This window comes from Pseudomonas abietaniphila, assembly GCF_039697315.1.
In the GTDB taxonomy this organism is placed as follows: domain Bacteria; phylum Pseudomonadota; class Gammaproteobacteria; order Pseudomonadales; family Pseudomonadaceae; genus Aquipseudomonas; species Aquipseudomonas abietaniphila_B.
In genome coordinates this window covers 1,711,835-1,734,786 of the sequence record NZ_CP155619.1, presented here as the reverse complement: position 1 = coordinate 1,734,786, position 22,952 = coordinate 1,711,835, and the positions used below count along the sequence as shown (strand labels likewise).

Below are 22,952 nucleotides of genomic sequence, written 5' to 3'. Positions count from 1 at the left end.
TTTTGTGCCGATCGGCAACGTGACTCGATAAGGAGAACCCATGAAGGTCGAATTTGCCCAAATGACGGGCCAGGACAATGGCACGCGCCATAACCTGAAACGCGCGCTCAATGCGATCGCCGCCTGCGCCGATGACACCGCGCTGATGGTGTTTCCGGAAACTCACCTGATGGGCTTTCCGTCCAGCGAAACCGTCGCTCAGGTCTCCGAGCCACTGGACGGTCCAACCGTTCAGGCCGTGCAGCAGGCCGCGCGTGCGCGCAACGTTTCGGTGGTCATTGGTATGGCCGAAAGCGACAACGGTCAGTTTTACAACACCACGTTGTTGATCACGCCAGAGGGTATCGCGCTGCGCTATCGCAAGACCCACCTGTGGGCATCTGATCGTGGCGTGTTCACGCCCGGAGACCGTTATGCGACCTGTCTGTGGAATGGCGTGCGGGTCGGCCTTCTGATTTGCTACGACATCGAGTTCCCTGAGTCGGCCCGTGCGCTGGCGCAACTGGGTGCCGAGCTGATCATCGTGACCAACGGCAACATGGACCCATACGGCCCGACGCATCGCACCGCAATCATGGCGCGCGCCCAGGAAAACCAAGCGTTCGCGCTGATGGTCAATCGCGTGGGTGAAGGCGATGGCGGGCTGGTCTTTGCCGGTGGCAGTGCGCTGGTCGACCCGTTTGGCACGCTGTTGCAGGAAGCCGGTCGCGAAGAATGCCAGTTCAGTGCACAGCTTGATCTCAGCCAGCTGCAAGCGGCACGCCGCGACTACCGCTACCTGGACGATCAACGCCTGCGCCTGCCGGGCGAAGTGATCGAGCACGCCAACGGTGTGCGCGAACTGATGATTCCAAAAACCGCATAAAAGCAGTGCCTGCCGAGCGTCGCTGCGGCGAACGCTCAGCAGTTCCCAATTAAAAGAAACGCCTTTGTTCTGCCGAACTTTTCTCTGCCATAAAACCTATAAATTCGGAGTAGTCGCTCATGGCTCGTTTGCAACGCACCCTTTCATTAGGGTCGGTGGTGCTGTTCGGCATCGCCTATATGACCCCTATCATCGTGCTCGGCACCTTCGGCATCCTGGCGCAATCCACAGGCGGCATGGTGCCGGCTTCTTACCTCGCGGCATTGGTGGCGATGTTCTTCACCGCCATGAGTTACGGCCGTATGGCGCAGGCTTACCCGGTCGCGGGCTCGGCCTACAGCTATGTGCGCAAGGCCATCAGCCCGAAGCTCGGTTTCATCGCGGGCTGGGCGGTGCTGCTTGACTACCTGTTCCTGCCGATGGCGATCTGGTTGATCGGCGCTGCGTACCTGGGCTCGGCCTTTCCCTCGGTACCGCAGCCTGTCTGGGTGCTGGCCTTCATCGTTGTCACCAGCGTGATCAACATCGTGGGGCTGAAACTGGCCAACACCGTCAACGCCTTGCTGATGATCGTGCAGTTCCTCGTGCTGGCTGCGTTCGTCGTGCTGTGCATCCACTACATCGGGGGCGATGCCAGCACACCGTTGTGGACGCTGGCGCCGTTCTACAACGGTGACATGCAGATGCCGCTGATCATGAGTGGCGCCGCGATTGCCTGTTACTCGTTCCTGGGCTTCGACGCGGTCAGCACCCTGACGGAAGAAACCAAGGACCCGCGCAAGACCATTCCAAGGGCGATCATGATGATTACCTTGATCGGTGGGTTGATCTTCGTCGGCGTGTCTTACTTCGTGCAGTTGGCGCATCCGTCGGCGCAGTTCGAGAACGTTGATTCTGCGGCTTACGAAATCGCCCGCAATATTGGCGGTGATCTGTTCGTGACGATCTTCCTGATCGGCCTGATCGTCGGCCAGTTCGCCTCGGGGCTGTCGGCTCAGGCCAGCGGTTCGCGTCTGCTGTATGCGATGGGGCGGGACGGTGTGTTGCCGAAGTCGTTTTTCGCGGGGTTGAGCGAGCGCTTCGGAACACCGGTCAACAGCATTCTGCTCTGCGCCGTGGTGGCGCTGCTGGCCCTGAAACTTGACGTGACCACATCGACGTCGTTCATCAACTTCGGTGCGTTCCTGGCGTTCAGCCTGGTCAACCTTTCAGTGATTTTCCATTACTGGATCGCCGTTGAGAAACGCGGTCTTCGCGAGGTGTTGCTGTTCCTGATCTGCCCGCTGATCGGCCTGTTGGCCGACGTGTGGCTGATGGTCAGCCTGGACAAGCTGGCGATCATGCTCGGCGTGAGCTGGCTGGTGTTGGGCTGTATTTACCTGGCCTGGCTCACCGGTGGTTTCCGCCGTCAGCCGCCTGAAATGGATTTCCAGGAAGCGGTGTGATTTCAAAAGGAGGCGCGCTGCAACGGCGCGCCCCTGCATTTCACATGACCCTCCCCTCGATCAGATGACGTGTTGAAAGCATCAGCCCCGCCCGTTACTGGCCGAAGACGCGCTCCTTGGTTTCTTGCGTGTGCTCGACCATCCTGTAGATGTCTTCCTGTCCTTCTTCGGTGCAGCGGCGAATGTCCTGGATCAGTTCTGCTTCCTTGGGCGACAGCGCGATGTAGCCCAGCTCGCATGCCCAGCGGTTGAAGGCTTCATGGCTGTCCACGGGAAGTGTTGCGTCCGCGGCTTCGTTCAAAGCGTCTATCAATGGCTCCAGCTTGTCCGCCAGTACATCACGGTCAATTTGAGCGTTGGCTTCCTGCACGAACCGCTCTAGAACATTCAGCGCGCTTCGAGCATCGATCAGACGCATGTGGCTGGGGATGCTCATTTCATATCGATCGATCATTGGCATTGCACAACTCCCTGGTGGTGATTTTTCATTCCGTTCCCGAAAAATTCGGGGGTGCTTTGAGCAGCGGCGCGAACCTTATAGACACTTTCGGCAGGATCAAAGGCCAAAGTTGTAACGGTTACAAAAAAGTGGGGTTGAACTTTTTCCAATTGTTACTGTATAACGTATTACATGATTACTTACATCTGGAGAGCGTTATGAAAGCCGATATCCATCCCGACTACCGTCAGGTCCTGTTTCACGACACTGCAGCCGATGTCTATTTTCTGATTGGATCGACTGTCGATACCGACCGCACGCAGAAACACTCCGACGGGAACACCTATCCGTACGTAGCGCTCGATGTGTCCAGCGCTTCGCACCCGATGTACACCGGTCAGCAACGCAAGACCACGACTGAGGGGCGTATTGCGGGGTTCAACAAGCGGTTTGCTACGTTTGGGTCTGGTGCCAAGAAGGCTGAATGACTGAGGCAGGTCCCGCGCTTTGGGTGTCGTTTGTCGATGACCTGGGGTGCGGGATTTTTTTTGGCTGTGTGTTGGGATTTGGCGCTGGGTTTTCGGATTTATCCGTTTTATTGGGTGGCGCTGATGTATGGGTTCTGCCTGGGGGCGGAACAGTTCGGCCGTTAGGACAAACCATCAGCGTCACCGTAAATAGTGGAGATGCAGACCATACAAGCCGGCTTGCTGGCGAGGCGATGGGTCGGCAACGTCGACGGGGGGTGAACCAGCGTATTCGTTTCCGCAGGTTTTATGTTCGGCCATCAACAGGTGTGCTAGGTCGACATTCCGTCATTCAGATGCCCCGGACACTGGACTATCGACGCAAATTGCTTTTAGCTCTGCGACCTGAAATCCAGGAGTTCCCCTTTTGAAAAAGTCAGTCGCCATCGTTTTCGGTGGGCAATCCTCCGAGCATGAAGTGTCGTTGCAATCGGCACGCAACGTGATCAATGCGATTGATCGCAACAACTACTACATCACCCTCATCGGCATCGACAAGCAAGGTCACTGGCTGCGGTTTGACGAGCGCGATTACCTGCAGAACGCGACCGATCCTGCGCACATCAAGCTCAGCGAATCCGGCCGGCTGTTGTCGCTGATGCCCGGTGCCCAAGGCCCTCAGTTCGTTGAAGTGGAAACGGGGCTGGAAGTGCCGCGCATTGATGTGGTCTTCCCGCTGATCCACGGCAGTTCTGGCGAAGACGGTTCGCTCCAGGGCCTGTTGCGGCTGCTCGATATTCCGTTCGTAGGCCCCGATGTGCTGGGTTCGGCGGTGTGCATGGACAAGGACGTGACCAAACGCTTGCTGCGCGACGCCGGCATTGCCGTGGCGCCTTTCGTTGTGCTGCACCGGGGCGAATCGGTTGACTTTGTCAGCGTGTCGGCGCAACTGGGTCTGCCCCTGTTCGTCAAACCTGCCAGTCAGGGCTCCTCCGTCGGCGTCAGCAAGGTCACGGACGAGGCCAGCTACGCTGCCGCGTTGAAGCTGGCGTTCGATTACGACAACAAGGTCCTGATCGAACAGGGCATTGTCGGGCGGGAAGTGGAGTGCGCGGTGTTGGGCAACCACGCCCCGCAGGTCAGCGTGTGTGGCGAGGTGGTGGCCAACGATGAGTTCTACGCCTATGACACCAAGTACCTGAACGACGGTCAGGCGCGGATCGCAATCCCTGCCGAGCTCTCGGCAGACCTCAGCGAAGCCGTGCGGGAAGTCGCCTTGCAGGCGTATCGCGTATTGGGCTGTGCCGGGTTGTCGCGGGTGGATTTCTTCGTCACCGACGCGCGTGAAATCATCATCAACGAGGTCAACACCCTTCCTGGGTTCACCTCCATCAGCATGTACCCGAAACTCTGGCAGGCCAGCGGTTTGAGCTATCCCGAGCTGATTGATCGGTTGATCGTGCTGGCGCTGGAGCGCGCGGATGAACATCGCGCACTGAAAACCGAGGTGGTGCTGTGAAGGTCATTCGCATCGCCGCGGCGCTGCTGATTGGCCCCGACGGTCGAACCCTGCTGGTGCGAAAGCGCGGAACGCAGGCGTTCATGCAGCCGGGCGGCAAGATCGATGCAGGCGAGACGGCGGTGAATGCGCTGGCGCGTGAGCTGCACGAAGAGCTTGGGTTGTGTGTGGCGCCGGAGCAGGCGCAGTTTCTGGGAGAGTTTTCAGCGCCAGCCGCCAACGAGCCGGGCTTTGAAGTGAACTGCCAGCTCTATCGACTGGACGTTGCGCACGACGTCAAACCAGCAGCCGAGATTGAAGAGGTCGTCTGGGTCGATGCCGGTGATGTGAACCATCTGCACTTGGCGCCGTTGACGCGGGATTCGATCCTGCCGCTGTATCGAAGCCTGCAAACCGCCTGAGTCCTGCAACGAACCCGGTAGGAGCGCGCTTGCCCGCGATTGCGTTGTGTCAGTCACCGCCGTCATCACAGACACGCAGCTATTGCGGGCAAGCGAGTTCCTACACCAAGGTTTCCCCATTCACCGCACCGCACTGACCCCATCCAGCGTCGAGAACGACGTATCTTTCGCCGTCAGCAGAAAGTCTCGCATGTACGGCGCGTCCAGCATGTCGGCGCGAATCGCCGCGTACAGCGTCGCAAATAATCCTTTCTCACCCAGCCGCTTGGCTTTCACGTAGCCGCGTGAGCTGTATTCATGCAACGCCCAGTGCGGCATCCCACACACGCCACGGCCGCTGGCGACAAGCTGCATCATCATCACCGTCAGCTCCGAGGTGCGGACCTGCGCGGGCTCGACGTCGGCGGGCTCCAGAAAACGCGTGAAGATGTCCAGACGGTCACGCTCGACCGGGTAGGTGATCAACGTCTCCGTGGCCAGGTCTTCCGGGACGACAAAGGGCTTGCTCGCCAGCGGGTGCTGGTTGGCCACGGCGAGCATGGCCTCGTAGGTGAACAGCGGCACGTAGGTAATGCCTACCAGATCCACCGGGTCCGAGGTCACCACCAGGTCCAGATCGCCACGGGCCAGAGCAGGCAGGGGCGCGAAGGCAAAACCCGAAGCCAGGTCCAGCTCCACTTCAGGCCAGGCATCCCGGAACTGATCGATGGTCGGCATCAGCCACTGGAAGCAGCTGTGGCACTCGATTGCCATGTGCAGACGCCCCGCCACGCCACCCGCCAGACGTGAGATGTCCCGCTCGGCACTGCGCAATTGCGGCAACACCGAGTCGGCCAGTTGCAGCAGCCGCAGCCCCGCGCTGGTGAAGCGCACCGGCTTGGTCTTGCGCACGAAGAGCGGCATCCCCATGCGCTCCTCCAGTTCCTTGAACTGGTGGGACAGGGCGGATTGCGTCAGATGCAGACGATCCGCCGCATCGACCAGGCTGTCGGCCTCGCGCAACGCGTGCAGGGTTTTCAGGTGGCGTATCTCAAGCACCGTGGCGCTCCATGAATGAATTTTGTGATCAACACGAAAACAATGAGTTTGTCTCATGTAACAGCGAGTGTCGACAATGGCGCCATATTTTGAGTGGAGTAGTTGTCATGGCCCTGGCCCATAACCTTGGATTTCCGCGCATTGGCGCCGACCGCGAACTGAAGAAAGCACTGGAAGCCTACTGGAAAGGCGATCTCGATCAGGCGGCCCTGCAATCGGTAGGACGCGAGCTGCGCGCGGCTCACTGGCAACTACAGAAAGAGTCGGGTATCGACCTGCTGCCTGTGGGAGATTTCGCTTGGTATGACCACGTACTGACGCATTCGCTGACCTTCGGCGTGATCCCCGAGCGCTTCGCCGGGGTGAAAAACGAAAAGGGCCTGCCCACCCTCGACACGCTGTTCGCTATGGCCCGTGGCGCCTCCAGTCCCTGCTGTGGCGGCAGTCACGGCACGGCGCAATACGCTCAGGAGCTGACCAAGTGGTTCGACACCAACTACCACTATCTGGTCCCGGAATTCACCCGGGATCAACGCTTCAGACTGAGCTGGGAGCAGCTGTTCGAAGAAGTCGACGAAGCCACTGCGCTGGGCCACCAGGTCAAGCCGGTGATCATCGGCCCGCTGACGTATCTGTGGCTGGGCAAGGCCAAAGGCGACAGCTTCGACAAGCTCGAACTGCTGGACCGCTTGCTGCCGATCTATGGCGAGATCCTCGGCCGTCTGGCCGGGCAAGGCGTGGAGTGGGTGCAGATCGATGAGCCGATCCTCAGCCTGGACTTGCCGCAGGACTGGAAAAACGCTTTTGAACGCGCCTACCACAGCCTGCAGTACTCGCCGCTGAAGAAGCTCATCGCAACCTATTTCGGCGGTCTGGAAGACAACCTCGGTCTGGCGGTCGCGCTGCCCGTGGCCGGTCTGCACGTCGATCTGGTGCGCGCGCCTGAGCAATTGCCGGCCTTGCTGGATCGTCTGCCGACTTACAAAGTGCTGTCCCTCGGCGTCGTGAACGGCCGCAACGTCTGGCGCTGCGATCTGGAGGCCGCGCGTGAGGTCTTGCTCGAAGCTCAACTGCGCTTCGCCGATAACCTGTGGGTCGCCGGTTCCTGCTCGCTGCTGCACAGCCCGGTCGATCTGGAACGCGAAGACCAACTGGATGCCGAGTTGAAAAGCTGGTTGGCCTTTGCCACGCAAAAATGTGCTGAAATTTCGATCCTCAGCACCGCCCTCAACGACCCTCAGGACGAGCGCGTCCAGACGGCGTTTGCCGAAAGCCGCGCCGTGCAACTGAGCCGCAAACAGTCGCCACGCATTCACAAACCTGAGGTGCAGGCACGTGTGGCCGCGATTACTGCCGCCGACAGCCAGCGTCAATCGGCATTTGCCGACCGCATCGAGGTGCAGCGTGCCCGCCTGAATCTGCCGGCGTTTCCGACAACAACGATTGGCTCATTCCCACAGACTGCGTCGATCCGTCTGGCTCGTCAGTCGTGGAAGCAGGGCAAGCTGTCGGCCAATGATTACCACGACGCCATGCGCGCCGAGATTCGCCATGCCGTGGAAATCCAGGAGCGTTTGGGTCTGGACGTCCTGGTGCATGGCGAAGCGGAACGTAACGACATGGTCGAGTACTTCGCCGAGCAACTGGACGGGTATGCGTTCAGCCGCTTCGGCTGGGTTCAGAGCTATGGTTCCCGTTGTGTGAAACCGGCAGTGATTGTCGGCGACGTGAGCCGCCCGCAGGCGATGACCGTGGACTGGATCGAGTACGCGCAGAGCCTGACCGATAAGGTCATGAAGGGCATGCTGACCGGGCCCGTGACCATGCTGATGTGGTCGTTCCCGCGTGAAGACGTTTCACGCAAGGTGCAGGCGCAGCAATTGGCGCTGGCGATTCGTGACGAAGTGGTCGACCTGGAGAGTGCCGGCATCAAGGTCGTGCAGATCGACGAAGCGGCTTTCCGTGAGGGGTTGCCGTTGCGTCGCGCGCAATGGACCGAGTACCTGGACTGGGCGGTGGAAGCGTTCCGTCTGTGCGCCTCGGGTGTGCGGGACGAAACCCAGATTCACACCCACATGTGCTACAGCGAGTTCAATGAGGTGATCGCGTCTATCGCCGCCATGGATGCCGACGTGATCACCGTTGAAACCTCGCGCTCGAGCATGGAGTTGCTGGAGGCGTTCAAAGCGTTTGATTACCCGAATGACATCGGCCCAGGCGTTTACGACATCCACTCGCCACGGGTGCCGGACAAGGCGGAAATGGTCACACTGATGACCAAGGCGGTTCAGCGCATTCCCGCTGAGCGGTTGTGGGTGAACCCGGATTGCGGCCTGAAGACCCGCGCGTGGCCCGAAACCGAAGCCGCGTTGGTGAACATGGTGGCGGCGGCCCGGCAGTTGAGGTGTGAGTTGGCCTGACAAGCCAACACACTGACAGGCGCAAAAACTGGTGGGAGTGAGCGTGCTCGCGAAGACGTCATTGCAGCCCACACACCCTTGGCGGTTGGCTCAGCATTCGCGAGCAAGCTCGCTCCCACAGGTTCGTTGCAGGACGTCGACCCCCGTTTCAATCACCTTCGACAGAGGCACCGAAGCGGGCGTGGGCTGCTTTTTCTTGCCGCTTGCAACTTGCTACTTCCGGCTGCCTCACGACCGTTGAGCCCCCTTCATCAAAATGTCACGCAACTGTGGCAGCGCGCTTGGGAAAACTTCATCAGACTCGCGGCCTACTGGGGTTCTGCGTTTCGGTGTTTTTCATGCGGGTTTTATTTTTCCTGGCTGCGCTTTTGTGCAGCTTGCCGTCCTTTGCGGCTTCTCGATGCGATATCAATGTTCCCACGCAAGTGGCCGAACTCGATGAGGTGCACCTGGCGTATCAGAGTATCGGTCGAGATTCGGACCCGGCATTGCTGCTGGTCATGGGGCTGGGTGGCCAGCTGATTCATTGGCCGGACGAGGTCGTGGTCGCGCTGTGTCAGCAAGGTTTCCGGGTCATTCGCTACGACAATCGCGATGTCGGTCTGTCGACGTGGGTTCAGGCACCGGCCACTGCGAACCTGACGTACGAAGTGCTGCGCTACAAGATTGGCCTGCCGGTGTCGGCGCCGTATTCACTGACCGACATGGCCCAGGATGCCATTGGGCTGATGGACACCCTGCACATTCAGCACTTCCATGTGCTGGGTGCGAGCATGGGCGGGATGATCGCTCAGCATCTGGCGGACATGGCGCCCAAGCGTGTGGAAAGCCTGACCCTGATCATGACCAGTTCCGGCGCACCGGGTTTGCCGATGCCAAGCCCTGCATTGCTGCAGCTGCTCGCCCGCCGTGGCGCACCTGATCGTCAGACGGCGCTGGAACAGCAGGCGGATTTGCTGGCGGCGCTGGGCAGTCCGGAGGTCAAAGACGATCGGCAAAAGCTGCTGCAGCAGGCGGCTATTTCCTACGATCGTGCGTTTAATCCGGAAGGTGTGAAGCGGCAGATTCTGGCGATACTCGCCGAACCCAGCCGCGTCGAATTGCTGAATCGCCTGCGCGTTCCGACGCTGGTGGTGCACGGTACAGCCGATCCGTTATTGCCGGTGATGCACGGCATTCACGTCGCCGCGCATATTCAAGGCAGTCAGTTGAAGCTCATTCCGGGGCTGGCTCATCGTTTCCAGGAAGCCTTCAAGGCCCCGTTGCTGGCGGCCGTCTTGCCGTACCTGCGTGAGCATCGCGAGGACGCGTCGCACGTGGCGGCACTTTGAAGCCGGCCCATCGAGGGTGATTGGCAGACCGCGTTCGCTGCCCTCGTAACCTCGGACGTCTCCCACAGGGGCCGCGACGTTCGGCAGCTTCGCGTTTTTTCAGGGATTTACTGTGTCTGAACGTGGTACGCCGTATGTGTAGGAGCGCGCTTGCCCGCGATTGAGGCATGTCCGGCGCCATCCCCCTCATTGATGCGGGGCTATCGTGGGCAAGCGCCTTTGGTTTGTCCCTGAGCCTGATCGGCGTATCGTGGCGTTTATCCTCTTTTGCACGAGGCTGCCATGAGCACTCCGCTGAAAATCGATTTCATCTCTGACGTCTCCTGCCCGTGGTGCATCATCGGCTTGCGGGCGCTGGACCAGGCACTTGAGCACTTGGGTGACGAAGTTCAGGCGCAGATTCACTTTCAGCCGTTCGAACTCAACCCGAAGATGGTTCCAGAAGGGCAGGAAATCTTCGAGCACATCGCCGAGAAATATGGCTCGACGCGCGAGCAGTACCAGGCCAATGCCGAGAACATCCGCGAGCGCGGGGCGGAACTGGGTTTCGTCTTCAAACAGGGCGAACGCCGGATCTACAACACCTTCGACGCGCATCGCCTGCTGCACTGGGCTGAGCTGGAAGGCAAGCAACAGGCTCTGAAAGAGGCGCTGTTCACGGCGTATTTCAGCCAGCATGCCGATGTGTCCAGCCATAAGGTGCTGGCGGATGTCGCGCAGAAAGTCGGCCTGGACCGTGTGCGGGCCGAGGCGGTACTGGCGTCAGACCAATACGCCGCTCAAGTGCGTGAACTGGAAGAGCTCTGGGTCACGCGCGGTGTCAGTTCGGTGCCGACCATCGTCTTCAACGACCAATACGCCGTGACCGGTGGCCAGCCGGTAGACGTGTTTGTCGGCGCCATTCGTCAGATCATCAGCGAACAGTCGAGTGTCGTTAACGCCGACCAATGTTGAGCTACGCTGACTGACGCGTCCGCGAGCAGGCGTGCTTTCACAGGGCTCCTCGTTGCCCGGGTGAGGGCGAACCTGCTCGCGACGCACTTCACTCGCAATCACTCATTTCCAATCTCGCGTAAAAAAATCGCTTGCTCCCATCAACCACTTTCGGATATCAATTTGTACATGATTAGACAGGTTCGATTTGACAAGAAAAAACGCGTGGTCGATGAGCTCGCCCGACGCATAGAAACCGGCCAGATGGGTTCCGGTGAGCTGCTTCCGGGTGAAAACCTGCTGGCTCAGGAATTCAACGTCAGCCGCGGCACCTTGCGTGAGGCGCTGTCCGAACTCAAACGCCGCAACTACATCGCGACACAGACGGGCGTGGGTTCGATCGTCACCTACGACGGGATTTCCCTGGATCAACGCGCGGGCTGGGCGCAGGCACTGGCGGACACCGGCGCCGGGGTCAGCACTGAAATCCTGCGGCTGGTTGCCGTGCAGCGTCCTGATCTTGAGGTCCGCTTTGGCACTGTGGATTTCATTGCGCTGGATCGCCGTCGTACAGCGGCGGACGGCAGTGTGGTGTCGCTGGAACGGGTGCTGATCCCGGCCGTGGACGGCCTGGAAAACCTGCCGCGTGACGGCCTTATCGATGACTCGCTGACCGTGACCATGGCCGCTCATGGGTACGTCGGTGATCGCGGCGACCAGTGGATCGGCGCGGAGCCCTTGAGCAACGACGATGCCGCGCTGATGTTGCGCGAACCCGGCACAGTGTTTCTCAAGGCGACACGGACCACCTTCGACCGGCGACACCGTTTCATGGAGCACGTGGAAAGCCTTCTGGACCCCGTGCATTTTCGTCTTCACCTGGCTTTTGGATCGTCTACATGACCGCATTGATCGACATTCGCGACCGCGCGCTGGCCGCTTTCTATGGCCTGGCCCTTGGCGACGCGCTGGGTATGCCCACGCAGTCGTTGAGTCGCGAGCAGATCAAGCAACGCTTTGACTGCATTACCACGCTGACCGCTGCCGATGCCGATCAACCCATCGCCCCGAACATGGTGGCCGGTTCGATCACCGACGATACCGAACAAGCGGTGCTCGTTGCGGAGCTGCTGATTGCCGGGAGCGGCCGCATTGAGCCGTCGGATCTGGCGCAGAGCCTGATCGACTGGGAAGTGGTCATGCAGGCGAAAGGCTCACAAGACTTGCTTGGCCCGTCCACCAAGCGCGCCATTGAAATGATTCTGGCAGGCCACAGCCCTGAAGAGTCTGGTCGGTTCGGCACCACCAATGGCGCCGCCATGCGCATCACGCCGGTCGGCATAGCCGCTGATGTGCAGGAAGAAGCGCAGTTCGTCGAGTCGGTGGTGCAGGCCTGTCAGGTCACCCACAACACCACCCTCGGCATTTCCAGTGCCGCTGCCGTGGCGGCGGTGGTCTCGGCGGGCATCAACGGCGTCAGCCTCAGTGATGCGCTGGACCTCGCCGTGCGCATTGCGCAACGCGCCGAACGTCACGGCCACTGGATTGCAGGCGGTCGCATTGCGGCGCGCATCGTCTGGGCGAAGAAGCTCTGCGCCGGCTGCAGCAATGAACAGCTGCCTGAATTGATTTACGACGTGATCGGCACGTCGGTGGCGTCACAGGAATCGGTGGTGGCCGCGTTCGCGCTGGCACATCAGGTCGCCTCGGGTCAGCTGTCGGCCTTCGACGCGCTGTGCATGGCGGCAAGCCTGGGCGGTGACACGGACACCATCGCCGCAATTCTTGGCGCGATGCTGGGTGCATGCCACGGCATGAGCGCCTGGCCGGCCAAGCTGATCGAACAGATCAAGACCGTGAACGGGCTCGAACTTTACCCAGTGGTCGAGCATTTGCTGTCTCTGCGCGCGGTCTGACGACGCCGTCAAGCTGAACTGAAAAGCGGAACCAAATAAGAGACACACCCATTGCCCTGATCACAGCGGCGATTTGGAGCCTTTTGCTGTCCCGACCGGACACCGAAGGCGTCCTGCGACACGGATGTCACTTGCGTTGCGTACTGCCCACAACCAGAACAAATGGCAACAGGAGCATTTCCCATGACGACATCCAACGCCGCTCAAGGCGCAGGACAGCTTGAAACACGCGGCATCGAGCCGGTTCCGGAAAACGAATGCAACGGCCATCCGCTGCAGCTGTTCTGGGTCTGGTTCGCGGCCAACATCAGTATTCTCGGCTTGCCGCTGGGCGCAACGCTGGTGGCCTTTCGCGGCCTGTCGATCGGGCAGGCAATCATCGTGGCGATCCTCGGCGCCGCGGGCTCTTTCGCCGTGGTGGGCGTGATTTCCATCGCAGGCCGTCGCGGTCGCGCGCCGAGTCTGACCCTCTCGCGCGCCATCTTCGGGGTGCGCGGCAACATCGGTCCTACCATCGTTTCGCTGATGTCTCGTCTGGGCTGGGAAACCGTGAACACCACCACGGCGGCCTTCGTGCTGCTGTCGTTGTGCTCGATCCTGTTCGGCACGGCGGTCGAGGCGAAAAACTCGCCGGGCCTGACGCTGCTGTTCATCGCGATTTTCGTGCTGATGACCCTGACCGTGTCGGGTCTAGGGCACGCCACGCTGCTGGTCATCCAGAAATGGGCCACCTACATTTTTGGTGCGCTGAACGTGATCGTCGGCGGCTTCCTGATCGCGCACATTGACTGGGCGGCGGTGTTCAACGCCACGCCAGCGCCGCTGAGCGCGATGATCATCGGCGTCGGCACCATGGCTGCGGGCACCGGTATAGGTTGGGCCAACGCGGGGGCTGACATGTCCCGTTATCAGCACGGCAGCGTCAAGGCCACTCGCCTGGTCGCCTCGGCGGCGTTCGGCGCGGGCATCCCGCTGGTATTGCTGATCACCCTCGGCGGTCTGCTGTCGGTCGGCAACGATCACCTGGCCTCGGCGACCGACCCGATCATCGCGATTCGCGAACTGCTGCCGACGTGGATGGCGGTTCCTTACCTGATCACTGCATTTGGTGGCCTGCTGCTGTCGAACAACCTGTCGGTGTACTCGGCGGGCCTGACCACGCTGACCCTGGGTCTGAAGATCAAGCGCGTTCACGCGGTGATCGTCGATATCGTGGCGATCTTCGCCGGTTCGATCTACTTCATGTTGATCGCCGATAGCTTTTACGGTCCGTTCATCACCTTCATCTCGATGCTGGCGGTGCCGATCACGGCGTGGGTCGGGATCTTCGTGGTCGACCTGATTCATCGTCATTACTATTCGGCCAAGGATCTGATGGACGTGTCGCCACGCAGCGCCTACTGGTATCGCGGCGGTGTCGAATGGCGTGCGCTGGGTGCCTGGGCACTGGCAATCGTGCTGGGCTTCAGCTTCACCACCGTCGCGACCACGCCGGAAAACGTGCTGTTCAAGGGCTTCCTGTCTGATTCCTGGTTCGGCCATAACGGTCTGGGCTGGATCGTGACGTTCGTGGTTGCCGGCGGCCTGTACGCGTTGCTCGGCGGTTCCCGCGACCGTCGCATCGTCACCAAAGAGGCTGCTCATGCCCGCTAGATTGCTGTACACCGGCCAGGTCGTGGTGGACCTGGTCATGGCGCTCGATGCGCTTCCGCGTTCGGGGGGCGATGTGCTCGCCCGGTCCGCCTCGTTCGAGACCGGCGGTGGTTTCAATGTGATGGCCGCTGCCTGTCGTAACGGCTTGCAGACGGTCTATCTTGGTCGTCACGGCAACGGTCGCTTCGGCGACCTGGCACGTCAGGCAATGACCGCCGAAGGCATTGAAATCGCCACGCCGGGTTCGGACGATCAGGACACCGGCTTGTCGGTGGCACTCATCGAACCGTCGGCCGAGCGATCCTTCATTTCCTACGTCGGCGCGGAGGGCGGCTTGTCCCGCGACGACCTGCACAGTGTCACGGTGCAACCCGACGACTTTGTGTTCGTGAGCGGTTACAGCCTGCTGCACACGCACAAAGTGTCGACCTTGTTGAGCTGGCTGGCTGAATTGCCGAAGGGCGCAGGCGTGGTGTTCGACCCGGGACCGTTGGTGAATTCACCGGACAGCGCCGAGATGCAGGCCGTGCTGCCGATGATCACGCTGTGGACCAGCAATTGCGAGGAGGCGTTGCGGTTCACCGGCTGCGAGATGATTGCCGATGCGCTGGAGCAATTGGCGAAGTGGTTGAATGAGGATGCGTTGATCGTGGTGCGCGACGGCCCGCAAGGTTGCTGGTTACGTCAGGGAAGCAAGGCGCAACACGTGGGCGGTTTTCCGGTCACGGCCATCGACACCAATGGCGCGGGCGATGCCCATGCCGGTGTATTGCTGGCCGGGTTGGCGGCGGGGCTCTCTGCGGAACAGGCCGCTGTGCGCGCCAACGCGGCGGCGGCGATTGCCGTCACCCGCTGGGGTCCGGCGACCGCGCCGAAGGCTGATGAGGTGGATGTGTTGATCAAGGCCTGCACGGTCTAAATTTGTGGGAGCGAATTCAGTGTCTGGCCGAACAATGTGTCAGGCCCGCCGGGATCGCCAAGTATCGTCACCGCACAATCTTGTCGACATGAATCTCCAGTTTCTTGAGCCGGTACCACAGGCTGCGCTCGGAGATGCCGATCAGTTGTGCCGCCGCCGCCTGAACGCCGTGGGTCTCTTGCAGCGCCGCTAGAATGTAGGCTTTTTCGACTTCTGCCAGGGCGGCATCAAGGTCTTTGGGAATGCCCGGCCCGTCGCTGAGAATGCGTGCGCTAGAGCCCTCCAGCGGCCTTGAGCCGAACAGGTAGGCCGGTAGATCGGACTCTTCGATGGTGCTGCCGGACGCGACGATGGTCGCTCGCTCGACGCAGTTTTGCAGCTCGCGAATGTTGCCCGGCCAGCTGTAGTTCGTCATGGCGAGCAAGGCCTGCGGGCTGAAACCGTTGATGCGTTTGCCGGCTGTGGCGCCGAGCGTCAGCGCAAAGTGCCGCGCCAGCGCTGGAATGTCTTCCACCCGTTCGCGCAAGGCGGGCAGCGGTATGGGGAACACATTCAATCGGTAGTACAGGTCTTCGCGAAACTCCTTGCGCGCCACGGCATCGAGAAGGTTTTTGTTGGTGGCCGCGATCACGCGGACGTCCACCTTGCGCTCGCGGGTATCACCCACCGGCTCGATCACGCGCTCCTGCAACGCCCGCAGAATTTTCGCCTGCAACGCCAACGGCATGTCGCCCACTTCATCGAGAAACAAGGTGCCCTTGTCGGCCTGTTGAAAGCGACCCACGCGATCGGAAACGGCACCCGTAAACGCGCCTTTCTTGTGGCCGAACATCTCGCTTTCCAGCAAACCCTCCGGAATCGCCGCACAGTTCACCGCGACAAACGGCTTTTCGGCCCGATTGCCGTGTTGATGAATGGCGCGCGCGACCATTTCCTTGCCCGTGCCACTTTCGCCGGTGAGCAGGATGGTCGCGCTGCTTTCACGCACCGACTCCACCGCCTGCAAGACCCGCCGAAACGCCGGGCTGTCGCCGACCAGGCTTTCGATCTGTTGATGCTCGTTCAGCTCTGCGCGCAGTCGCTGGTTGTCGCGCAGGATGTCGCGAAACTGCAGCGCCTTGTGCACGGTCATGTCCAGCTCGTCGATATCGAACGGTTTGCTGATGTAATCGTAAGCGCCGTTTCGCATCGACTGCACCGCATTCTTGACCGTGCTGTAGGCGGTCATCACGATCACGGGCAGTTGCGGAAAGCGCTGTTTGATTTCACTCAGCAACTGCGGACCGTCCATGCCCGGCATGCGCCAGTCGCTGATCACCAGATCGATGTCCTCGCGTTCGAGCACGGCAAGTGCGTGCAGACCATTGCCGGCGGTGAACACATGAATGTCATTCTGACCCAAGGCCGAGGCCAGCAGGTCGCAGAGCTTGGGCTCGTCGTCGACCACCAGCACATTGTGGCTCATGCCTGTTCTCCTTCATCGGCGGGCAGGTACAGATTGAACGTCGCACCGGCACCGGATTCGCTCACACATTCCACTCGGCCGTCATGGTTTTCCATGATCGAAAACACCTTGGCCAGGCCCAGCCCTGTGCCGGAGGCTTTGGTGGTGACGAAGGGGTTGAAGATACGTTCTATGATCTCCGGCTCGATACCCTGACCCGTGTCACTGACGCTGATCATCGTGACAGCGCGTCCTTTGTCAGCCTGCCCGCGAGAGATGGAGAGTGTCAATCGGCCTCCTGAGGGCATGGCATCGATGGCGTTGAGGATCAGGTTGAGACAGGCCTGGGTCAGTTGTCTGGCATCGGCGTACACCGTGGCTCCCGGCGCGCGCTCATCGATCACTGCCTCAACGTGATGGGTCTCCAGTTCCGGCGCGCAGAACCCCAGCACGTGCTCAAGCAACTGCCGGGCTGGCTGGATTGAGCGAATGGGCGCGCTGGGTTTGGCGAAGTCGAGAAATTCAGTGATCAGGTCATTGATGCGGGTCACTTCAGAAATGACGTATTCCAGATGACGCATGTCGGCTGCCGGCAGACTGGCTCGACGGTGCAGCAATTGCGTGGCCGTCTTGATGATGCCCAGCGGGTTGCGGATCTCGTGCGCCAGCCCCATCGCCACTTCGCCCAGCGTGTGCAACCGGTCGCGCCGGCGCAGCTGAGCTTCCAGATGCTGAAGTTCGCGCAAGCGTTCGGTCATGTGGTTGAAGGTCACGCTCAGCTCGGCCAGTTCATCGCCGCCGATGACCTCGACCTGGCGATGGTAATCACCGGCGGTCACCGCACGTACGCCTTCGCGCAGGCCTCGCAGCGGGCGGGTCAGGTGTTGAGATATCAACCAGCCGACGCCCAGCGACAACGCGGAACCGACCAGCAGAATCGCCAGAAACAGGTTGGTCTGGTTGACCAGGCCCACCAGGGTCGAATGACGCAGCAGGCCGCTGAATATCACCCCTTGCAGCTCACCGTTGTCGTTCACAATCGGCGAGTACAGGCCGCTGTAACGCGACGTCGACTGTTCGCTGGGCTGCCGCGTCTCGCGCAGAATGTTCTCGATGCGTGCGGGCACTTCGGTCGGATGGTCTTCGAAGCGCTGGGTGGAAAATACTTCGCCGAAGCCGCTGGGGTTGCGCAGGTACAGCCGCAGGTCAAGCGAGTGCACATCGGCCACGCTGGTCAGGAAACTGCTGTCCAGGTAAGTGGCGATCACCAGCACATAGTCGACGCCGCCCTGGAGGGTATGAAACGTGGAGACAACGGTGCCCACGGGATTGCCGCCTTCGTGGATGGTCTGCAGGACGGCTTTGGGCGCCAGGCTGATCTGGCTGACGATGTCGTCGGCAGCGGTGGAGAAGACGACCTTGTGATCATCGCTGCGGATCAGCGCCACCACGTCGATGCCCATGGCGTCGGCGATGTCGGTAATCAACTTGTCGCGTTTGTTGCCCGAGTCGGCGTTGGGGCGTGCATAGCGCTCGAACAACTGCGCGACACGGGCGTTGTTGTGCATGATTTCGGTGGTTTCATCAATCACGATCTTGGTCGACTCCTGCAACCAGATGCGCACGTTGCTCTCGAAGATCTGCGACAGGGTGGAGGCGGCCAGCTCGGCGGCGATCATGGTCGGGATGACGCTGACCAGCCAGAACGCCAGCACCAGTTTGCGCTGCACGCTCCAGCGCGAAAGAGAAAAAAACGCCCGCACCGCCTGCTTTGGGGTATCAGTCATTGATGTTCGCTTATGGCGGCGGCCATCGCGGGGTCGGATCGGTCCGGTCGGACGAACAGTTTGACCAGTTTGAGCACGGTGTTCAGCGTCCGGTTGCGGTGGCGGAAGAAAAGCAGGTTGTTTTCGAAGCGACAGCCGAAGCGCAGCTTGTTGGCATAGCCTGCCTGGCCCGCTTCGTACACCGCGATACCGTGGTGGATGCAGTATTCGACATTGGCCAGCCAACTGCGTGCATAGAGGTTGTGCTCACGGGTGCGTTCCAGATCGTGGGCGAAGATTTTATCGATCATGCGTTGATCATCCAGCAGCATCAGGTTGAACGCCACCAGCCTGTCATCGATCCAGTACAGCACGCACACCGCCCGCTCGCCGAGCTGTTCCAGAATGCGCGTGAAGTAAGCGGGGCCGAGCCGTTCGAATTGTAGATGACTGCGCGCCAGTGTCGATTCGTACAGCCGCATGATGTCCGGGAGCAGGTCATCGATGTGTCGGCGCCATTCGATACGCGGTCCCGGACCGCGCAGCGTGCGTCGCAAATCCTTTCGGGTAGACCTGCCCAATGAACCCAGATACGCATCGAGAGACCCGTACGACACAGGCAACAAGGCGCTGGGCATTCCCGGCATAACTTGCAGCCCCGCACCGCGACAGGTCTCGGTCCACAGACGGTCGTCGCGGGGCGCATCTTTCACGGCCAGCAGACCGATGCCCAGGCCGTCGGCATCACGCCGGGCCAATTGCAGCAAGCGGGTGAGCACGTCCTGGCGTTTGCCCTCGGGCACGTGGCGCGCGATCCCTGCGCTGCATCGTTCGGCGACGGGCGAGCCCAGGGCGTACAACGGCAAATCGAGCACGCCGGGCCACAGCCGGCTGAGCGTGTCGGTGATGCGTTTTCCGATACCCTGCATCGTGGTGTTCAAGCGGTAGCAGGTGATGAAAGCGGGAACGACCGCCATCAAGGTCGGGCCTTCAAAGACCGCCAGGTAGCGCCAGGTGAAACGTTCGATGCCCGCTTGCTCGACGGCGAGATAAAAATCCCAGTCCTCGAGCAGACCGGGAAAGCAGCTGTTCCATTCGTCACGATCAATGGAGCGGATGCTGGAAAAGGCGTGCGCAGTGATCATGATTCAGGCCAGTTGGGGGGAGTCGTCATGATGGGTCAGGCTGTTCTCAGGTTGACGGTCGCTTGATGCGTCGCCCATCCCCAGGCTTGCCCGCACACGGGTTTCAATGAATGAAGCGCTCAGGGCAATGACCTGACGGTATTCCAGATCGACCGTGATCATGTGATAGCAGTTGTCCAGCAGGACCTTGACCACCGGCGCTCCCAGACGCCGTTCGACGTAATCGGCGTTCCAGCGGCTAGTGATGTCATCTTCAAGTGAGTGCAGCACCAGCGCAGGTGTCGTCACCTGCGGCATGCCACGTTTGACGACGGCGATCAGGCGGTGCAACTCGCGCACGCTGATGCCGGACATGGTCAGCAGCCCGGCGTTGTTACTTTCGCCGTCTTTCATCTGCTTTTCGACGATCGCCCGCAGGCGTGGATTCTTGATGCCATAGGGCGGCTTTTCGTTGAAGCGACAAACGTGTACGCCAAACGGCACCATCATGTAGAGGTGCGTGAACTTGGCCACGAACGGCATGTTCCAGCCGTCGTAGCGCAAGGTCGTCGAGTACAGCAAAAGCCCGGCAATTTCCCCCGGGTGTTGTGCGGCCATGTGCATCGACATGACCGCCCCCATCGACAGCCCGCCAACGAACACCTGACTGTGTCGCTGGCGAATCCCGACAAAGGTGCGACGGGCACTTTCGTACCAGTCGCTCCAGCGGGTGCGCTGCAGGTCGTCGTTGTCGCCACAGTGGCCGGCCAGCGTCGGCACGTACACCGTGCAGCCTCTGTCTGCCAGGCCTTGGGCGACCCGACGCAGTTCCGTCGGGGTGCCCGTCAGGCCGTGGATCAACAACACACCCACTGCGCCATCGCCCAGGATGAAACCGGCGTCGCCTTCGCCCATGTCGATCGCGGTTTGCGACGGCGCCGTGTTCATCGTTTCATGGCCCGGTGCAGCAGGCGGTCGAGCAGGGCGATACCCAGATCGATCTCGGGATAACTGATCTCCAGCGAGGGGGCCAGCGTGATCACGTTCTTGTAGTAACCGCCGACATCGAGCACCAGGCCCAGGCGTCTGCCATCGATTTCGATGTCGCCCTTCATGCCTTCCTCGACCATGAAGTCCAGCGTCGCCTTGTCTGGCGTGAAGCCGTCCGGCCCGCAAATTTCAGCGCGCAGGGCCAAACCCAGACCGTCGACGTCGCCGATGATCGGGTAACGCTTCTGCAAGTCGCGCAGCCCTTCAAGGAAATACTTGCCCTTGTTCATGACCATCGCGCCGTAGTCGATTTCCGAGGTCATCTTGAACATTTCCAGACCCACCGCCGTGCCCAATGGATTGGAGGCGAAAGTAGAATGGGTGGAGCCTGGTGGGAAGATTTTCGGGTTGATCAACTCTTCTCGGGCCCAGATCCCGCCCAATGGGTTAAGCCCGTTGGTGAGGGCCTTGCCGAACACGATCACGTCCGGTTTGACGTCGAAATGCTCGATCGACCACAGCTTGCCGGTGCGATAGAAACCCATCTGGATCTCATCGACCACCATCAGGATGCCGTGCTGGTCGAGGACATGCTTGAGCTCGGAATAGAAGTTCATGGGCGGGATCACGTAACCGCCGGTGCCTTGAATCGGCTCGACGTAGAACGCTGCGTATTCGCTCTGGCCGACTTTCGGGTCCCAGACACCGTTGTATTCGGTTTCGAACAGGCGGGCGAATTGCTGAACGCAGTGGCTGCCGTATTCCTCTTTGGTCATGCCTTTGGGGCCGCGGAAGTGGTACGGGAACGGGATGAACTGCGCGCGCTCGCCGAAATGACCGTAACGACGACGATAGCGGTAGCTGGAGGTGATCGAGGAGGCGCCCAGCGTACGCCCGTGATAGCCGCCTTCGAAGGCAAACATCAGGCTCTTTCCGTTGCTCGCGTTGCGCACCACTTTCAGCGAGTCCTCGATGGACTGCGAGCCGCCGACGTTGAAATGCACGCGACCGTCCAGACCGAATTTCTTCTTGGCGTCCACCGCGATGTGTTCCGACAGCTCGATCTTGCCTTTGTGCAGGTACTGGCTGGCGATCTGCGGCAGCGTGTCGATCTGTTGCTTGAGCGCGTTATTCAAACGCGGATTGGCGTAGCCGAAGTTGACCGCCGAGTACCACATTTGCAGGTCAAGGTAAGCCTGATCACTGGTGTCGTAGACGTAGGAGCCTTCGCAGCGGCTGAAGATACGTGGCGGGTCGATGTAATGGACGGTGTCGCCATACGAGCAGTATCGGGCTTCTTTCTCCAGGAGGACCTGGTCTTCGGGGGTTGCGATGCGAATGTCAGACATGGTGAAAGAGTTCCTGCTGTTCAAGAGGGAGGCGTACGGTTGGCGATGGCAGGCTGTGAGGCAGCAAGGCCAGCAGCGCGGGTAATTCGGCGAAGGAGTCGAAGCGGGCGAAGGGGATGCCGTTGCGTTCGCAATGCTCGGCGAGGCGTCCTTTGGCGAACACGAAGTCAGCCGTTTCGGCCACGCACATGTCGGACTTGCCGTCACCGATCACCAGCACGCGCTTGTTGTCAGGCGTGGATCGGCACTTGCAGTTGCCGGAGGCCGCGCGGCAGGCATCGCTGGCGTAAGGGAACACGATGCGCCAGCGATCCCGGTCAACCTGACGCAGGCCGTTGGCAATGATCGGGAGAAGGGGAAGCCTGTGCCGGGAAAGAATCCGCGCGATGCCTTGCTCCAGCCCGTCGCTGACGATAGCCATCGTCGCACCCAGCCCAAGCGCTTGCTCGACGAACGCCGGAAAGTGGGGGTCGATCTCGACGCTGTCGAAATAGTCCAGCAGTTGCGCCGGGTACGCCTTGACCAGCGACAGCTGAAGGCTGAGGCACTCGCGCGAACCGATCCGGCCACTGATCCACGCGTCTTCGATATCTGCCCAGCTTGGGTCGGCGAAGCGCTCCAGAATGTTGTCGATGACGTCGGTCGGGGTGATCGTCCCGTCGAAGTCGCACACGATATGCCATTGCATCATCTGTGGTTGCCTGTCTTGTCCTAGGAATGAGCCGGGCGAGCGGGGCGCCGGGGTCTCGTGACAGGGCAGGAGCAGGGACTGTGCCAAGGCGCTGGAAGCCTGATTGCGATGGGCTTTGATACGAGATCGGGGGCATCAGAGACTCACGAAGCTACAATTTTTGTAGCTCGCTACAAACAAGATCAGTGCTTGCGCTGGCGGTCAGGTCTGGGGATTGATGCGCGCATGTTCGCCGCCCCGAG

General features: G+C 60.7%; 20 protein-coding genes. 12 read left to right on the top strand and 8 right to left on the bottom strand.

Translation table 11 applies throughout. The features are described 5' to 3' along the window. Positions 1–40 precede the first annotated feature (40 nt). Both ABDX87_RS07715 and ABDX87_RS07710 read left to right on the top strand, forming a co-directional pair. Positions 41–865 (top strand): carbon-nitrogen hydrolase family protein, encoded by an 825-nt coding sequence (locus ABDX87_RS07715; protein ID WP_346832344.1) that lies wholly within the window; start codon positions 41–43, stop codon positions 863–865. A gap of 119 nt (positions 866–984) precedes the next feature. After that, positions 985–2,310: an APC family permease gene (locus ABDX87_RS07710; RefSeq protein ID WP_346832343.1), complete on the top strand. Its 1,326-nt coding sequence runs from the start codon at positions 985–987 to the stop codon at positions 2,308–2,310. Positions 2,311–2,404: 94 nt separating this feature from the next. Here the strand turns inward: ABDX87_RS07710 and ABDX87_RS07705 are convergent, their stop codons facing one another. Further along, positions 2,405–2,770 (bottom strand): hypothetical protein, encoded by a 366-nt coding sequence (locus tag ABDX87_RS07705; protein WP_346832342.1) that lies wholly within the window; start codon positions 2,768–2,770, stop codon positions 2,405–2,407. Positions 2,771–2,967: 197 nt separating this feature from the next. Here ABDX87_RS07705 and ABDX87_RS07700 point away from each other — a divergent pair, with 197 nt between their 5' ends. The 3 genes from ABDX87_RS07700 to ABDX87_RS07690 all read left to right on the top strand — a co-directional run bounded on the left by ABDX87_RS07700 (position 2,968) and on the right by ABDX87_RS07690 (position 5,136). Then, on the top strand, positions 2,968–3,237 hold the full coding sequence (locus tag ABDX87_RS07700; RefSeq protein WP_314575167.1) for a type B 50S ribosomal protein L31: 270 nt from the start codon (positions 2,968–2,970) through the stop codon (positions 3,235–3,237). Between the two features lie 406 nt (positions 3,238–3,643). Continuing rightward, complete coding sequence (ddlA, locus tag ABDX87_RS07695) at positions 3,644–4,735, top strand: D-alanine--D-alanine ligase (protein ID WP_346832341.1); 1,092 nt, start codon at positions 3,644–3,646, stop codon at positions 4,733–4,735. After that, positions 4,732–5,136 (top strand): NUDIX hydrolase, encoded by a 405-nt coding sequence (locus ABDX87_RS07690; protein WP_346832340.1) that lies wholly within the window; start codon positions 4,732–4,734, stop codon positions 5,134–5,136. The genes ddlA and ABDX87_RS07690 overlap by 4 nt, the downstream gene beginning before the upstream one ends. A gap of 120 nt (positions 5,137–5,256) precedes the next feature. On the opposite strand, the gene metR is transcribed toward ABDX87_RS07690, so the two are convergent. Then, positions 5,257–6,174: a transcriptional regulator MetR gene (gene metR, locus ABDX87_RS07685; protein WP_346832339.1), complete on the bottom strand. Its 918-nt coding sequence runs from the start codon at positions 6,172–6,174 to the stop codon at positions 5,257–5,259. 107 nt (positions 6,175–6,281) lie between these two features. On the opposite strand from metR, the gene metE reads away from it, so the two are divergent. The 7 genes from metE to ABDX87_RS07650 all read left to right on the top strand — a co-directional run bounded on the left by metE (position 6,282) and on the right by ABDX87_RS07650 (position 15,346). Beyond that, the gene (gene metE / locus ABDX87_RS07680) at positions 6,282–8,594 is read left to right on the top strand and encodes a 5-methyltetrahydropteroyltriglutamate--homocysteine S-methyltransferase (RefSeq protein ID WP_346832338.1); all 2,313 of its coding nucleotides are present in this window, start codon (positions 6,282–6,284) and stop codon (positions 8,592–8,594) included. 338 nt (positions 8,595–8,932) lie between these two features. Then, a complete protein-coding gene (locus ABDX87_RS07675) occupies positions 8,933–9,925 on the top strand; it encodes an alpha/beta fold hydrolase (protein ID WP_346832337.1) in 993 nt (330 codons plus the stop codon). Positions 9,926–10,207: 282 nt separating this feature from the next. Then, entirely contained in the window at positions 10,208–10,879 is a 672-nt protein-coding gene (locus tag ABDX87_RS07670) for a DsbA family oxidoreductase (RefSeq protein WP_346832336.1), read from the top strand. A gap of 168 nt (positions 10,880–11,047) precedes the next feature. Next, positions 11,048–11,761, top strand: a complete 714-nt coding sequence (locus tag ABDX87_RS07665) for a GntR family transcriptional regulator (protein WP_346832335.1) — start codon at positions 11,048–11,050, stop codon at positions 11,759–11,761. Further along, positions 11,758–12,774, top strand: coding sequence for an ADP-ribosylglycohydrolase family protein (locus ABDX87_RS07660; protein ID WP_346832334.1), 1,017 nt, complete (start codon positions 11,758–11,760; stop codon positions 12,772–12,774). The genes ABDX87_RS07665 and ABDX87_RS07660 overlap by 4 nt, the downstream gene beginning before the upstream one ends. Positions 12,775–12,957: 183 nt before the next feature. Next, complete coding sequence (locus ABDX87_RS07655) at positions 12,958–14,427, top strand: purine-cytosine permease family protein (RefSeq protein WP_346832333.1); 1,470 nt, start codon at positions 12,958–12,960, stop codon at positions 14,425–14,427. Next, positions 14,417–15,346, top strand: coding sequence for a PfkB family carbohydrate kinase (locus ABDX87_RS07650; RefSeq protein ID WP_346832332.1), 930 nt, complete (start codon positions 14,417–14,419; stop codon positions 15,344–15,346). Before ABDX87_RS07655 ends, ABDX87_RS07650 begins: the two co-directional genes overlap by 11 nt. A 67-nt stretch (positions 15,347–15,413) precedes the next feature. On the opposite strand, the gene ABDX87_RS07645 is transcribed toward ABDX87_RS07650, so the two are convergent. From ABDX87_RS07645 to ABDX87_RS07620, 6 genes are read right to left on the bottom strand one after another with little or no spacing between them, the layout of a single operon-like run. Further along, on the bottom strand, positions 15,414–16,811 hold the full coding sequence (locus ABDX87_RS07645) for a sigma-54-dependent transcriptional regulator (RefSeq protein WP_346832331.1): 1,398 nt from the start codon (positions 16,809–16,811) through the stop codon (positions 15,414–15,416). Then, positions 16,808–18,577 (bottom strand): sensor histidine kinase, encoded by a 1,770-nt coding sequence (locus tag ABDX87_RS07640; protein WP_346832330.1) that lies wholly within the window; start codon positions 18,575–18,577, stop codon positions 16,808–16,810. Before ABDX87_RS07640 ends, ABDX87_RS07645 begins: the two co-directional genes overlap by 4 nt. Continuing rightward, positions 18,574–19,701: a GNAT family N-acetyltransferase gene (locus tag ABDX87_RS07635; RefSeq protein ID WP_346832328.1), complete on the bottom strand. Its 1,128-nt coding sequence runs from the start codon at positions 19,699–19,701 to the stop codon at positions 18,574–18,576. Before ABDX87_RS07635 ends, ABDX87_RS07640 begins: the two co-directional genes overlap by 4 nt. A 3-nt stretch (positions 19,702–19,704) precedes the next feature. Then, on the bottom strand, positions 19,705–20,628 hold the full coding sequence (locus ABDX87_RS07630) for an alpha/beta hydrolase (RefSeq protein ID WP_346832327.1): 924 nt from the start codon (positions 20,626–20,628) through the stop codon (positions 19,705–19,707). After that, positions 20,625–22,019 (bottom strand): aspartate aminotransferase family protein, encoded by a 1,395-nt coding sequence (locus ABDX87_RS07625; protein ID WP_346832326.1) that lies wholly within the window; start codon positions 22,017–22,019, stop codon positions 20,625–20,627. Before ABDX87_RS07625 ends, ABDX87_RS07630 begins: the two co-directional genes overlap by 4 nt. Then, positions 22,012–22,710, bottom strand: a complete 699-nt coding sequence (locus ABDX87_RS07620; RefSeq protein ID WP_346832325.1) for an MtnX-like HAD-IB family phosphatase — start codon at positions 22,708–22,710, stop codon at positions 22,012–22,014. Before ABDX87_RS07620 ends, ABDX87_RS07625 begins: the two co-directional genes overlap by 8 nt. Between the last annotated feature and the right edge of the window lie 242 nt (positions 22,711–22,952).

Coding starts and splice junctions, on each gene's coding strand:
- metE (WP_346832338.1), top strand. CDS start 6,282: ATGGCCCTGGCCCATAACCTTGGATTTCCGCGCATTGGCGCCGACCGC.
- ABDX87_RS07675 (WP_346832337.1), top strand. CDS start 8,933: ATGCGGGTTTTATTTTTCCTGGCTGCGCTTTTGTGCAGCTTGCCGTCC.
- ABDX87_RS07670 (WP_346832336.1), top strand. CDS start 10,208: ATGAGCACTCCGCTGAAAATCGATTTCATCTCTGACGTCTCCTGCCCG.
- ABDX87_RS07640 (WP_346832330.1), bottom strand. CDS start 18,577: ATGACTGATACCCCAAAGCAGGCGGTGCGGGCGTTTTTTTCTCTTTCG.
- ABDX87_RS07660 (WP_346832334.1), top strand. CDS start 11,758: ATGACCGCATTGATCGACATTCGCGACCGCGCGCTGGCCGCTTTCTAT.
- ABDX87_RS07700 (WP_314575167.1), top strand. CDS start 2,968: ATGAAAGCCGATATCCATCCCGACTACCGTCAGGTCCTGTTTCACGAC.
- ABDX87_RS07705 (WP_346832342.1), bottom strand. CDS start 2,770: ATGCCAATGATCGATCGATATGAAATGAGCATCCCCAGCCACATGCGT.
- ABDX87_RS07655 (WP_346832333.1), top strand. CDS start 12,958: ATGACGACATCCAACGCCGCTCAAGGCGCAGGACAGCTTGAAACACGC.
- ABDX87_RS07650 (WP_346832332.1), top strand. CDS start 14,417: ATGCCCGCTAGATTGCTGTACACCGGCCAGGTCGTGGTGGACCTGGTC.
- ABDX87_RS07625 (WP_346832326.1), bottom strand. CDS start 22,019: ATGTCTGACATTCGCATCGCAACCCCCGAAGACCAGGTCCTCCTGGAG.
- ABDX87_RS07665 (WP_346832335.1), top strand. CDS start 11,048: ATGATTAGACAGGTTCGATTTGACAAGAAAAAACGCGTGGTCGATGAG.
- ABDX87_RS07630 (WP_346832327.1), bottom strand. CDS start 20,628: ATGAACACGGCGCCGTCGCAAACCGCGATCGACATGGGCGAAGGCGAC.
- ABDX87_RS07645 (WP_346832331.1), bottom strand. CDS start 16,811: ATGAGCCACAATGTGCTGGTGGTCGACGACGAGCCCAAGCTCTGCGAC.
- ABDX87_RS07635 (WP_346832328.1), bottom strand. CDS start 19,701: ATGATCACTGCGCACGCCTTTTCCAGCATCCGCTCCATTGATCGTGAC.
- ABDX87_RS07620 (WP_346832325.1), bottom strand. CDS start 22,710: ATGATGCAATGGCATATCGTGTGCGACTTCGACGGGACGATCACCCCG.
- ABDX87_RS07715 (WP_346832344.1), top strand. CDS start 41: ATGAAGGTCGAATTTGCCCAAATGACGGGCCAGGACAATGGCACGCGC.
- ABDX87_RS07710 (WP_346832343.1), top strand. CDS start 985: ATGGCTCGTTTGCAACGCACCCTTTCATTAGGGTCGGTGGTGCTGTTC.